Annotated in this window: 11 protein-coding genes and 1 pseudogene; 8 read left to right on the top strand and 4 right to left on the bottom strand. The window is 62.6% G+C overall.

Going from position 1 to position 12,883, the window contains the following annotated elements; all coding sequences use genetic code 11:
• Positions 1 to 72: 72 nt before the first annotated feature.
• Together ACT3UQ_RS16525 and ACT3UQ_RS16520 are read left to right on the top strand one after the other, a co-directional pair.
• Positions 73 to 501 carry a heat shock protein transcriptional repressor HspR gene (locus tag ACT3UQ_RS16525; protein ID WP_105553267.1) on the top strand — a complete coding sequence of 143 codons (429 nt, stop codon included), beginning with the start codon at positions 73 to 75 and terminating at the stop codon, positions 499 to 501.
• A gap of 274 nt (positions 502 to 775) precedes the next feature.
• Positions 776 to 2,389, top strand: coding sequence for an AMP-binding protein (locus tag ACT3UQ_RS16520; protein WP_444637556.1), 1,614 nt, complete (start codon positions 776 to 778; stop codon positions 2,387 to 2,389).
• Between the two features lie 13 nt (positions 2,390 to 2,402).
• Here the strand turns inward: ACT3UQ_RS16520 and ACT3UQ_RS16515 are convergent, their stop codons facing one another.
• Both ACT3UQ_RS16515 and trmB read right to left on the bottom strand, forming a co-directional pair.
• On the bottom strand, positions 2,403 to 3,005 hold the full coding sequence (locus ACT3UQ_RS16515; RefSeq protein WP_105553266.1) for a GNAT family N-acetyltransferase: 603 nt from the start codon (positions 3,003 to 3,005) through the stop codon (positions 2,403 to 2,405).
• Positions 3,006 to 3,047: 42 nt separating this feature from the next.
• A complete protein-coding gene (gene trmB, locus ACT3UQ_RS16510; protein WP_105553265.1) occupies positions 3,048 to 3,908 on the bottom strand; it encodes a tRNA (guanosine(46)-N7)-methyltransferase TrmB in 861 nt (286 codons plus the stop codon).
• Between the two features lie 149 nt (positions 3,909 to 4,057).
• Between trmB and ACT3UQ_RS16505 the strand changes: the two genes are divergently transcribed.
• On the top strand, positions 4,058 to 4,468 hold the full coding sequence (locus ACT3UQ_RS16505; RefSeq protein ID WP_255248325.1) for a YccF domain-containing protein: 411 nt from the start codon (positions 4,058 to 4,060) through the stop codon (positions 4,466 to 4,468).
• A gap of 35 nt (positions 4,469 to 4,503) precedes the next feature.
• Here ACT3UQ_RS16505 and ACT3UQ_RS16500 read toward each other — a convergent pair whose 3' ends face one another.
• Entirely contained in the window at positions 4,504 to 5,040 is a 537-nt protein-coding gene (locus tag ACT3UQ_RS16500; protein ID WP_105553264.1) for a DinB family protein, read from the bottom strand.
• A 219-nt stretch (positions 5,041 to 5,259) separates the two neighbouring features.
• Here ACT3UQ_RS16500 and ACT3UQ_RS16495 point away from each other — a divergent pair, with 219 nt between their 5' ends.
• From ACT3UQ_RS16495 to clpB, 4 genes are all read left to right on the top strand, one after another.
• Positions 5,260 to 5,952, top strand: a complete 693-nt coding sequence (locus ACT3UQ_RS16495) for a TetR/AcrR family transcriptional regulator (RefSeq protein ID WP_105553263.1) — start codon at positions 5,260 to 5,262, stop codon at positions 5,950 to 5,952.
• Between the two features lie 104 nt (positions 5,953 to 6,056).
• Positions 6,057 to 7,034, top strand: coding sequence for an ABC transporter ATP-binding protein (locus ACT3UQ_RS16490; RefSeq protein WP_105553262.1), 978 nt, complete (start codon positions 6,057 to 6,059; stop codon positions 7,032 to 7,034).
• Positions 7,031 to 8,701, top strand: a complete 1,671-nt coding sequence (locus ACT3UQ_RS16485) for an ABC transporter permease (protein WP_105553261.1) — start codon at positions 7,031 to 7,033, stop codon at positions 8,699 to 8,701. Before ACT3UQ_RS16490 ends, ACT3UQ_RS16485 begins: the two co-directional genes overlap by 4 nt.
• A gap of 379 nt (positions 8,702 to 9,080) precedes the next feature.
• Positions 9,081 to 11,885: an ATP-dependent chaperone ClpB gene (gene clpB, locus ACT3UQ_RS16480; RefSeq protein WP_444637555.1), complete on the top strand. Its 2,805-nt coding sequence runs from the start codon at positions 9,081 to 9,083 to the stop codon at positions 11,883 to 11,885.
• On the opposite strand, the pseudogene ACT3UQ_RS16475 reads toward clpB, so the two are convergent.
• A pseudogene (locus ACT3UQ_RS16475) lies at positions 11,874 to 12,029 on the bottom strand (hypothetical protein); the annotation flags it as partial. The gene clpB and the pseudogene ACT3UQ_RS16475 sit on opposite strands and share 12 nt — an antisense overlap.
• Positions 12,030 to 12,554: 525 nt before the next feature.
• Between ACT3UQ_RS16475 and ACT3UQ_RS16470 the strand changes: the two are divergent.
• Positions 12,555 to 12,773: a DUF3073 domain-containing protein gene (locus ACT3UQ_RS16470; RefSeq protein ID WP_096283320.1), complete on the top strand. Its 219-nt coding sequence runs from the start codon at positions 12,555 to 12,557 to the stop codon at positions 12,771 to 12,773.
• The last annotated feature ends 110 nt before the right edge of the window (positions 12,774 to 12,883 follow it).

Here is a 12,883-nt window from a genome sequence, read left to right as displayed (position 1 = left end):
CCCCCCTTCGGGGCCACGCCGCGGTGGACAATGGATGTATCCCCAGCAGCGGAAGTAAGGAGACTGAATTTCATGGCCCACGAGTTCTTGCGACCTGTATTCGTCATTTCAGTCGCCGCGCAACTAGCCGACATGCATCCGCAGACGCTGCGGCAATATGACCGCATCGGATTGGTCTCTCCAAGCCGCCAAGCCGGCAAGCAGCGTCGCTACTCTCAACGTGATGTTTCGCTGCTGCGCCAGGTGCAGCTGCTGAGCAAGGAAGGCGTTTCGCTCGAAGGCATTAAACGCATCATCGAGCTGCAAAACCAGGTAGCCCACCTCCAGGGCCAAGTGGCCGAACTGCGCGATGAGCTGCACGCGGTCCAGCAAGGCCAAACCCGGGTCTTCGCCGCGGGTACGGCCGCCGGAGATGTGGTGTCCATGGCCCGTGGCATGCGCCCGGCACGCCGCGAGCCAAGCGTCACCCTATTTACCACCCGCCGCGCCATCGGCCGCTAGTCCCGCGCTCCGCGTACCTCTCGCACCCTCGACGGCGCCTCTCACCGATTTCAACTGGCCATTTGCCAGCATCCGGATTAGTCTCAGAATAACGTGATCCACCTCACCTTTCGTGAATCGCGCAGTTGCACACCGGAGCACCGTTCCGGACCAGAAAATAGTGCAGCAGGACTGTTTTGAGAACGGAGAGCTTCGTGCAGGAACATCTTTCAGCAACGGCGCACTTTCAGCCGGCACCTTCGGTTTCCGCGACCCCCGGTTTGCCGGTGCGCGCATGAAATCATATGCCCAGGGCGAAACAGGTGCACAGCTTCTCGACGAAACCATCGGCGCAAATTTAGAGCGTACCGTCGCCAAGTACGGTGAACGTGAAGCGCTCGTGGAGGTCGCCAGCGGAAGAAGATGGTCATGGAATGAGCTAGACCAGGCGGTCAACGACCTCGCACGCGGTCTGCTCGCGGCGGGCCTTCAGCAAGGCGACCGGCTGGGCATTTGGGCGCCGAACTGCGCCGAGTGGACGCTCACGCAATATGCCACCGCAAAAATCGGCGTGATCCTGGTGAACGTCAATCCGACATATCGCAGCCACGAATACTCCTACGCGGTCAATCACAGTGGCCTGCGAATGCTGATCACCATGTCCCGCTTCAAGACAAGCAACTATCGAGACATGGTCGAACGCTGCGCGGTGGACACCCCAACCCTTGAGCGGGTGGTTTACCTCGACACCGAGGACTGGACCGAACTAATCCACGGCGGACAGGGCGTGGAAGCGGGGCAGGTCGCGCAACGCCTGGCGCAGACGGCCCCGGATCAAGCGATTAATATTCAATACACCTCGGGGACCACCGGATATCCGAAAGGCGCAACGCTCAGCCATCGAAATATCTTGAACAACGGGTTCTTCGTCACCCAGACCATTCGGCTTGGACCGGAAGATCGGCTCTGCATCCCGGTGCCGTTTTATCACTGCTTTGGCATGGTGATGGGTAATCTCGGATGCACCGCGCACGGTACCACTATGGTGATTCCCGCCCCGAGCTTCGATGCCGAAACCACCTTGCGAGTCATCGCCGAGGAAAAATGCACGGGGATTTATGGGGTGCCCACCATGTTTATCGCCATGCAGAATCATCCCAGCTTCGGCACCCATGACCTGAGCACCTTGCGTACCGGAATCATGGCAGGTTCGGTATGTCCTGTCGAGGTGATGCGCCGCTGCCTCGAGGAGATGAACATGACCGAGATTTCCATCGCCTATGGGATGACCGAAACCAGTCCGGTCTCCTGCCAGACGCGTGCCGATGACGATTTGGCGGCTCGCACGGAAACCATCGGCAGGGTGCATCCGCACCTTGAGGTCAAGATCGTGGACCCGGCAACCGGCGAGACGGTGGAGCGCGGGCAACCCGGCGAGTACTGCACCCGAGGCTACTCGGTAATGCTCGGCTACTGGAACGACGCGGCGAAAACCGAAGAAGCCATCGACTCGGAGAACTGGCTGCATAGCGGAGACCTCGCGGTGATGCGCGAGGACGGCTACTGCACCATCGTCGGGCGAATCAAGGACATGGTGATCCGCGGGGGAGAGAACATCTACCCGCGGGAGATCGAGGAGTTCCTATTCGGGCATCCCGATATAGAAGATGTCTCCGTGGTGGGCGTGCCAAATGAAAAATATGGAGAAGAGATCTGTGCCTGCATCAAGATGAAGGCTGGCAAAACGCCCCTTGGGGTCCAAGACATCAAGAACTTCGCCGAAGGGCAATTGGCGCACTACAAGATCCCGGCCTATGTGATGATCCTCGATGAGTTCCCGATTACGGTCACCGGCAAGATTCGCAAGGTGCAACTGCGCGAAGACGCGGCGAAATCCCTGCTCAGCTAAGGACTGCGGGAGCCTAGATGCGGTCGTGCTTGGCTAAACGCGCCAAGAGCCCCTGCTTCACGCTGGGCCATTCGTGCGGCAAAATCGAGAAAACCACGGTATCTCGCAAGGTGCCGGTGCGAGCGTCATACATGTGATTGCGCAACACCCCATCTTGCTTGGCGCCTAGCCGGGCGATAGCTTCCCGGGACTGCCGGTTATGCCAATGCGTGCAGAAAGCCACGGCGATGCAGTCGAGCTCTTCGAAGGCGCGCTGAAGCAATAGGTACTTCGCGGCGGCATTGATGCCCGTGCCTTGGTGGGCAAGTCCCAGGAAGGTTGAACCGATTTCCACCCGACGATTGACCGCATCGATGTTGAGGTAGGTCGTCGCGCCCACTGCTTTGTTGCTTTGCAGATCGAGAATTGCGAACGGGGCCATCTTGCCTTCGCCCTGCAGGGCCAGCCGCCGCTCAATCTCGGAGTACATGGCTTGCGCCGAAGGGGTCTTAGCGAACCAGGCCTGGTCCAGCCCGTCGCGGGCCACCAGAGCGCTGAGATCTGCCGCATGCTTCGGGTCGAGCTGTTCGAGCCGGACACCGGCGAATTCTAGGGTGGGGGATGCGCTAAGGGCCATGGCTGCAAGTCTATTGCAATCATGGCCCTGCGAAACTAAGACCTACTTGGCGGCTCGGGTGAAGGCCAAGTCGAAGACCAAACGTCCCGCTTTCAAGGCCTTGCCTTCGAAGCTGGTGAGGATGCGACGCTCAAATCGTGGTGCCCAGCCACCTCGGTCATCGACAAATTCCGGTTCAGGGTCGAAGCCCTCCATGCCGTTCCGGCGCACCTTGGTCAGGTTGCTTTCCTCCCCGGCAGCGTTGCCGGGGTACTGGTTTTCGAAAGCCTGGTGAGCTTCCAGCACCTCGCGCATTTGCTCGGCATAGTTCGACCAGTCGGTGGCCAAGCGCAGTGTCCCGCCGGGTTTCAGCACGCGCGCGACCTTGTCCAGGAATGAGGAGGTAATGAGGCGGCGCTTGTGATGACGCGGCTTGTGCCAAGGGTCCGAGAAGAAGATCCAGAGCTCATCGGCGCTATTCTCTTCGAGCATGACCTCGAGTACTTCTGGCGCGTTGGCCTGCACCGCGCGAACGTTTTCCAACTCGAATGATTCAACCTTCAGCATCAGCTGGGCCAATCCCGGAAGGTACACCTCGACGGCCAGGTAATTGCGCTCGGGGTCATCCTTGGCGGCATTGGCGATGCATTCGCCCAAGCCCGTGCCGATTTCTACGATCAGCGGGGCGACGCGTCCGAATGCCTGCTCGGGATCCAAGCGGAAGTCGTCTGCCACCGAAGTATCTGCAATTTTACGCGGCGGCTCGATCACGTAGCGATCGGCGTTGCGGTCCCAAGCAGCTGCGCGGCGTCCTTGCAGCCGATTGCCTCTGCGTACGAAAGAGACCGGTTCGGCACGGAAATAAGATGGGTCTTTGGCCGCCTTGCCGGTGACTGCAGGCTGCTCTTCGCTACGTTCGCTCATGATTATTAATCCTAGCCGAGTACCGGCCGGCACAAACTTGGAATTTATAGGGCGTTGCACACCCGCGAAGCGGGCATCGAGAAATACTAGGGGGCGTTCCGGGTGTTCCCCTATGGCGAATAGCCGCCTCGAACAGGCATCCTAGAAGTATGACAGATCTAGTGCGCGGTTTATTGAACATCATTTGGCTTGTTTTTGGAGGACTTTGGCTGGCGTTGGGCTATGTCCTAGCCGGTATCATCTGCTGCCTGTTGATCGTCACGATTCCTTTCGGCATCGCGTCATTCAGAATTGCCGGTTACGCGCTGTGGCCATTTGGGCGCACGGTCGTTGACCGCGGGCCGGTCGGCGCGTTTTCGACGTTGGGCAACGTCATCTGGTTGATCTTCGCCGGTATCTGGATTGCCATCAGCCATGTGCTCACCGCGATCCCGATGTTCGTATCAATTATCGGCATCCCACTGGGCATCGCCAACCTGAAGATGATCCCGGTATCCTTGATGCCGCTGGGCAAGGAAATCGTTCCTTCCGACTACTTCATCGGCAACGTCCGCCGCTAAAATCCAAGAGCAATATCAAGGCCGATTCCCATTATTCAGGGAGTCGGCCTTGCTGCCTTCACGAGACTTCTGCAACTTTCGGTGCGTGCGCCGAGCAGCTGTTCGCGAAGGATTTCCGCATGCCCGCAGTGTTGGGCGAGCTCGCGCAGCAGGTGCAGCTGTATCCAGGCGAGCGAGAGCGGACCACGCCGATTTCCGGAAAGCACCGCATCATCCGCCAGGCCTTGGCGGATCTGGCGAGAGCGGGCTACCGCTTGTCGATAAGCCCGGCTTACCGAGGCGATAGTGTCCCCTGGCGCCAGGTCAAATGATTCATCCGGGGACTGCGGAATACCGAGTTCAGCGCGCGAGGCCCCGGTGGCTGCCTCGCCAAACCAGACCCGTTCAACAAACACCGCATGCTTCAGCAACCCGAGCAGCGTGGTCTTCGAGGCAACCAAATGTGTCCTTGCCTCGGACTCGGTCAGCCCATCGAGATATCCGAGCAGCATCTGGCGATGCTGCCCAATGAACACGTCCACCAGCTCGGCTGGGTCTTGGCGGTAGTGATTTGGGGCATCTGGATTGGTCATGCGACATACTGTGCCAGTTTTGCTAGCCAGGTCAAGACCGTGGCCTGCGATACCTTGGCGGAATGGCAACGTGGATAGGCCCCGCCTTGCCTGAGCACGGCCTCGCCATCCGCAGACCGAGCCACGCCAAAGATCGCGCGCAGGCCCTTCGGCATCCCCGCGAGCCGAAGACCAGCAGGACCTGTACACGGGGCTGAACACAGGACTAGAATCTTGAACATGCGTTCAGCTAAGGGTGGGCAAGACCCTGCGGGAAGCACGTCGTCCGCGTCGTCGCCGGGTAGCAGCGACCTGACCGCGCGCGCCAGGATCCGCGATGCGGCGGCCTACCGGTTCGCGGTAGAGGGCTTCGGCGCCTCGGTGCGGGCCATCGCCTCCGACGCCGGGGTGAGCGCCGGCCTGGTGATGCACCACTTCGGCTCGAAGGCCAAGCTCCGCGACGCCTGCGATGAGAACATGCTGGCCACGATTCGCCGGCTCAAGCGCGAGCACGTCGCCGAGGCCGCCGCGGGCCAGAGCCTCATGCACATGTTCGCGGCCGCCGAGGAGAATGCGGCGGTCCTCGGGTACGTTCTGCGGTCCATGCAGGACGGCGGCCCGCTGGCCCGGGAGTTCATCGACCATATGGTCGACGACGCGGTGGGCTACAGCCGCGAGGGCGTCGCCGCGGGGGTGATCGTGCCCAGCCGGGACGAAGCGGCGCGGGCGCGCTACCTCACGCTTTCCGCGCTCGGCGCGCTGCTGCTGGAGGTGACGCTCAAGCCACCGGCGGACCCATCCGACCTCGCATCGATCGTCCGCGGCTACCTGAGCAGCAGCTACCTGCCGATGCTGGAATTGTTCACCGAGGGCTATCTCACCTCCCGTCGTGCGTTGGAGGACTGCCTCAGCTACATGTCCACCCCGCCCTAGCGGGAGCCGGCAGCGTCCGCGTTGCGCCCTGGGCCGCCGGTGGCACCGGGCCCGGGCGCGCTGAGTAGCAACAACTGCGACAGGCATGTGAAAGTGAGTGAGCCATGAGCACGACACCAGCTATCGAGATCCACGAACTGTCCAAGTCCTTCGGCAGGGTGCGGGCCCTGGACGGGCTGAGCCTGAGTGTGCAGCCCGGGGAGATCCGTGGTTTCCTGGGGCCCAATGGGGCCGGCAAATCCACCACCCTGCGCGTTCTGCTCGGGCTGCTGCGGGCCGACGCGGGCTCCGCCCGACTGTTCGGCGGCGAGGTGTGGCGCGACGCCGTCAAGCTGCACCAGCGCATCGCCTACGTGCCCGGAGACGTCAGCCTGTGGCCCAACCTGACCGGAGGCGAGTGCATCGACTACCTCGCCCGGCTCGGTGGCCGCGCCGACAAGCGCCGGCTCAAAGCCCGCAAGACCGAGCTGCTGGAGCGCTTCGAACTGGACCCGCGCAAGAAGACGCGCACCTATTCCAAAGGCAACCGGCAGAAGGTCGCTTTGGTTGCGGCCTTCCTGGCCGACGCGGAGCTGTACGTGCTCGACGAGCCGACCTCCGGGCTGGACCCGCTGATGGAGTCCGTGTTCACCGGGTACGTCCGCGAGGCCGGAGCCGCGGGCAAATCCGTGCTGCTCAGCAGCCACATCCTCTCCGAGGTCGAGAAGGTCTGCGACACCGTCACGATCATCCGCAACGGGAAGGACGTCGAGTCCGGCACGCTGGAGGAGCTGCGGCACCTCACGCGCACCAGCGTGAGCGCGGTGGTCGGCGCGGACCCGTCGGCGCTCGCCGCGCTGCCCGGGGTCCATGACCTGGCCGCCACGGCCTTCGCCGGCGCCACCCGGGTCACCTTCGATGCCGACAACGCGCAGATCGGCGCCGTGCTGACGGCGCTCACCGCGCTCGAGGTGCGCAGCCTCAGCGCCACCCCGCCGTCGCTGGAGGACCTGTTCATGCGCCACTACGGCGACGTGCTCGACCCTGGCACCGCAGCGGTGGGCGGATCGCCGGAGGGCGCCAAGGGCGCGGGTGCGCGATGAATGCCCACCTCGCCTCCGCAACGGCCGCTGCGCCGGAGCGTTCGGCCCGCGGATCGGCCTTGGCCGGAACCGGAGCGCTGGTGCGGTTCATGCTGCGCCGGGACCGCGTGCGGCTGAGCGTATGGACGGCGTCGATCGTATTCTTCTACGCGTACTTCGTGGTGGCGCTTGGCGCCTTGGGCGATCAGGCGCGAGCCGGGCGCGCGCTGATCATGCAGACCCCGAGCGGCATCGCCATGGGCGGACCGGGGTACGGCATCGAGAACTACACGGTGGGCGTCGCCATCGCCAACGAGGGCATCACCTGGATGGTCATGGGGCTCGCGATCATGAGCATCCTGCACATCGTGCGGCACACGCGTGGCGAGGAGGAGAGCGGACGCTCGGAGCTGGTGCTCGCCCGGACGGTCGGGCGGCACGCGCCCGCGGTCGCGGCGGCAATCACCCTGTGCGCCGTCAACGCCGTCATTGCGCTCGCCTCTGCGCTCGTCCTCTCCGGCGTGGGCGGGGCGGAACTGGCTCTGGCCGACTCGTTCGCACTGACCGCCGGGAGCGGGCTGAGCGCCATGGTGTTCGGCGCGATCGCCTTGGTGGCCGCGCAGGTGACCGAGCACGGCCGGGGCGCGGTGGGCATCAGCCTCGCGGCGTTCGGTCTTGCCTTCATGCTCCGCGCCGCGGGCGATATCCAGCAGCGGCACGGCAGCGCGTTGTCGTGGTTCTCCCCGATCGCCTGGCCGCAGCAGATGCGGCCCTTCGTCGACGTGCGGTGGTGGCCGGCCGCGCTGTGCCTCGTCGCCATCTTCGTGTTCCTCCTCGTCGGCGCCTTCCTCGGATCACGCCGCGACTTCGGCGGGGGCCTGATTGCGGTTCGCGCGGGCCGGTCCGATGCCCGGGCGGTGCTGCGCGGGCCGGCCACCCTCGCCTGGCTCCAGCAGCGCACCGCGTTCAGCTGGAGCGCCATAGGGTTGGGCCTCATGTGGTTCGCCTCGGGCACCCTGCTGCCGGACATCACCTCCATGATCGCCGAAATCCCGGAGAGCAATCCGGTCTTCGCCGCGGTGTTCGGTGCGGATCCGAGCCAGTTCACCACGGCCTTCCTCGGGGTGATGATCATGTTCGCCATGCTGTGTTGCGCCGCATACGCCGTCGTGATGGGGCAGCGGGCCAAGGTGGAGGAAGGCGCCGGCCGTGCCGAAATCGCGCTGGCCAAGCCGATATCCCGGCATCGCTGGTTCGGCGCCCAACTGCTGGTCGCGGCACTGGGTACCGGCATGCTTGCCGCGGTCAGCATCTGGGCCATGTGGCTAGGCGCGGCATCCGTTGGCTACGCGGAACAGACGTTCGCTGACTATACCGGGGTGCTGTGGCCCTACCTTGTGGCCCTGGCCAGCTATCTGGGATTCGCCACGGTCCTGTATGCGTGGATCCCGCGGGCGTCGGGCGCCGGGTGGGTGCTGCTAATCTACACTTTCGTGATCGGCATGTTCGGCGGGCTACTGCGGGACCTGCCGGACTGGGTGCACGGAATCTCGCCCTTCTACTGGCTGCCGGCCGCGTTCACCGAGCAACCGGAGCTCGGGCACATGCTCGGGCTGGCGGGGGTCGCCGTCCTCTTGTTCGCGCTTGGCTTCGCCGGATTCCGCCGGCGTGACGTGCCGACCGGCTAGGTGCAGTATCGCGGAGTCGCGCGCTCGCCTCGGCTGAACCGCATCGGTTGCCCATCGGCCCACGAGCCATGAGCTAAAAATCTGCGGCTCAGCCCGTTGCCGTGCGAGGCTGCTTTCGCGGGGCACGCGCCAGGCCGCGGTGCTGGGGCCGAACAATCATGGAGTGCATTGTGCTCCGATGCGTGTACCGGAGCTGGGGGTGGGCCGCGCACCGTCTGCCCGTGCCTGGGCTGCCGGCGATACCTCGAGGCAAGCTATTTGCGTCGCGACGCGAATTTCTCGAAAAATATTTCGCAACCGCGGAATATCGATATGAAGAGTAGAGTTGAGTTAAGTACACTCAAGTTTATGGGTTCACCCTCAGAGAGAAAGGATGCGCGTGGACACCAAGCTCACTACCAAAAGCCAAGAGGCACTATCTGCTTCCGGGATGAATGCGTCGACCGCGGGCAATCCGCAGATCGAACCGGCTCACCTGTTGAAGGCTCTGCTGGATCAACGGGACTCGGTCGCCGTGGCGCTGCTGAAAACCGCAGGACTGGACGTTGACGCCCTCTCCGTCGAGGCAAGCAGCGCCATCAATGCACTGCCGGCCAACTCCGGATCCTCGGTGGCCCAAGCGCAATTTTCGCGTCAGCTGCTCCAAGCGGTCAGCACCGCCCAGGAGATCGCGAACAATATGGGGGACACCTATGTCTCCACCGAACATCTGCTCATCGCGCTGGCCTCCGACCAGACCAAGGCCGGCGAAGCCCTGCGCAATGCCGGAGCCACCCGCGAGCTGCTGGTAGGAACCCTGCCAACCATCCGCGGGGACCGCAAGGTCGACAATCCGAACCCGGAAGACACCTTCCAAGCGCTGGAAAAGTTCGGCACCGATATGACGGCGCTGGCACGCGCGGGCAAACTGGATCCGGTCATCGGCCGCGACAAGGAAATCCGACGCGTCGTTCAGGTGCTTTCGCGGCGCACAAAAAACAACCCCGTGCTGATCGGTGAACCCGGCGTAGGCAAGACCGCCGTCGTCGAAGGACTCGCCCAGCGCATGATCGCCGGTGACGTACCGGAGTCCCTTCGCGGCAAGACGCTGATCTCCCTGGACCTCGGGTCCATGATCGCTGGCGCCAAATACCGCGGCGAGTTCGAAGAACGGCTGAAGTCGGTACTCGAAGAGATCAGGTCCTCCGCCGGGCAGATCGTCACATTTATCGATGAAATCCACACGGTGGTCGGCGCCGGGGCCTCCGAAGGCGCCATGGACGCCGGAAATATGCTCAAGCCGATGCTCGCCCGTGGCGAGCTGCGGCTCATCGGCGCGACCACGCTGGATGAGTACCGCGAGAATATCGAGAAAGACCCGGCCCTGGAGCGCCGCTTCGCCCAGGTCTACGTGGGGGAGCCAAGCGTGGACGACACCATCGCGATCCTGCGCGGCCTGAAGGAGCGCTACGAGGCGCACCACAAGGTTTCCATCGCCGACTCGGCGTTGGTCGCCGCCTCCACGCTGTCCAACCGCTATATCTCCGGGCGGCAACTGCCGGATAAGGCCATCGACCTGGTTGACGAGGCCGCGAGCCGGCTGCGCATGGAGATCGATTCCGCACCGGAAGAGATTGATGAGCTGCGCCGCGAAGTCGACAGGCTGACCATGGAGGAGCTGGCGCTCTCCGGAGAGAGCGACCCTGCCTCGATCGAACGGCTGGAAGCACTGCGCTTCGACATGGCGGACAAGCAGGAAAAGCTGGACGCGCTCAACGCTCAGTGGGACGCGGAGAAGGCTGGGCTGAACCGCGTCGGCGACCTGAAGGTGAAACTGGACGACCTGCGCTCGCAGGCCGAAAAGTTCCAGCGTGAGGGGGACCTGGAGAACGCCTCGCGCCTGCTGTACGGGGAGATTCCGACGCTGCAAGGCGAACTTGAGGCAGCGGCCGAAGCCGAAGCCGGCAACACCGCGGAACACACCATGGTGGCTGACGAAGTCACGGCGGACGATATTGCCGAGGTCATCTCGGCCTGGACCGGCATCCCCGCTGGGCGGATGCTGCAGGGCGAAAGCCAGAAGCTGCTGCAGATGGAAGAGCGCATCGGACAGCGGCTGATCGGCCAGCAGCAAGCGGTTGCGGCGGTCTCCGACGCGGTGCGCCGCACACGTGCCGGGATTGCCGATCCGGACCGCCCCACCGGGTCCTTCTTGTTCCTTGGGCCTACCGGTGTGGGCAAGACCGAGCTGGCCAAGTCGCTGGCCGATTTCCTCTTTGACGACCCACGGGCCATGGTGCGGATTGACATGTCCGAGTACTCCGAGAAGCACTCGGTCGCCCGACTCGTCGGAGCGCCTCCAGGATATGTGGGATACGAAGAGGGCGGGCAGCTCACCGAAGCGGTGCGCCGTCGACCATACTCGGTCATCCTGCTCGACGAGGTGGAGAAGGCGCACCCGGAGGTGTTCGACATCCTGCTGCAGGTGCTGGACGACGGCCGCTTGACCGACGGGCAGGGACGCACCGTGGATTTCAGGAACACGATCTTGATCCTGACCTCAAATTTGGGTTCCCAGTTCCTGGTGGATCCAACCATGGAGGACAAAGACAAGAAGTCTGCGGTGATGAACGTGGTCAACGCGTCCTTCAAGCCGGAGTTCTTGAACCGTTTGGACGAGGTCATCATCTTCGATCCGTTGAGCATCGAGCAGCTTGGCAATATCGTGAAGCTGCAAATCGACCTGCTGGCCGAAAGGCTGTCCGAACGCCGGCTCAGCCTCGATGTGGACGAATCCGCCGGAGAGTGGTTGGCCTTGACTGGCTATGATCCGGCCTACGGCGCCCGTCCGCTGCGCCGGCTGGTCCAGCGAGAAATCGGTGACCGGCTAGCGCGGGAGATTCTCGGTGGAAGCATCCAGGATGGGGATACCGTCAAGGTCGGTCTCGATCCGGAGGGCGACCGGCTCAGGGTCGCTCGGGGTGTGGCGCCGCAACCTTATTGCCAGGGATTCGTATATATTGGTGGCGGGTGTAAACCACCGGCCACGGCTATTGAAAATCTGCGGGGCTTAGCTTTCTTCGTTCTCTGGAAGCAGCGAGTTGCGCACATTGCCTTCGGAGAGGCTCAGGAAGCAGGAGACCTGGCGGTCTCCTTGCGTCCAGGTGCTTTCCGACGGACGGGAGAAGTGATACGTCCAAGTTGAATCGAGGCCGGCGCTGGGGTCCAAGGAAACCGACTTGCACAGCGACTCGGACTCGGTCAGCAACTCGTTAGAGCCCGGGTATTCTTCGCCGACTAGCTCGAAGGAACCGATGAGCTGAGCATTATGTGCAGAATCACAGGTCACTACGGTCTGCACTGCAAGCGGAGACTCGAAGCCGCGAAGGCAGTCGCCGAGGATGAGTTGTTCCGGTGGAATGGACGCGGCGATAATTCCATCCAGGCCGGGGCTCGGATTCCGCTCCACATTGTTCGCCTCTGGCGTAGCTGGCGTAATAAAGCGAAGTACAACGAATACCACCGCAGCGCTTAGGGCTAAAACGGCGATGACGAGTAAAACCCACTGGCCGATTTGCCGTTTGGGCTTCTCCGGTTCGGGCTGCAATGGCGGTAATGCCGCTTGCGGCTCGGGTAGATCTTTTTCCACCACCTGTAGTGCTCCTTGAAGGTTCGCCTTGGTTTGAAAGGGAGCAAGCTCACTAAATAGTCGTTGGACTAATCGACAGTCTAACGGGTCTGACACGTGTTGCGTTCAGCGCTCGCCGTCGAATCGTGTTAACCTTTAATTACGAAAGAACTGATCACATATTCGGGGGCCTTCACCTGTTAGGTGGACCACCTCCCGACTCTACTGAAAAGAGGGGGTCACGCCATGGGGCGCGGCCGTCAAAAGGCTAAAGCACAGCGTCAAGCGCGAGATATTAAGTACTACTCGCCCTCGACTGACCTTACGGCACTAGAGCGTGAGCTTGGTGTCCGGTCCGATTATCATGCCCAGAATCTGGAGCCTGATAATTCATCGCATGACGACGAAGAGTCTGATTACGACGAGCTGACTAAGAAGTACTCCGGAGACGACGACGCTGACTAATCCTCAGCTACTCAACCGAGAGTCATTGGCTCGGGTGCCTGCCTTCATATGAAGTTGTGCAGCTCTTCAGTACATTTTTGCGACATGCCGCAGCGACTAAGCTAAATTAG

Origin of the sequence: Glutamicibacter sp. AOP12-B1-11, assembly GCF_052379245.1 — a bacterium.
Lineage (GTDB): Bacteria > Actinomycetota > Actinomycetes > Actinomycetales > Micrococcaceae > Glutamicibacter.
The sequence above is the reverse complement of the archived record's forward strand: the minus strand, read 5'-3'. Positions and strand labels throughout refer to the sequence as shown.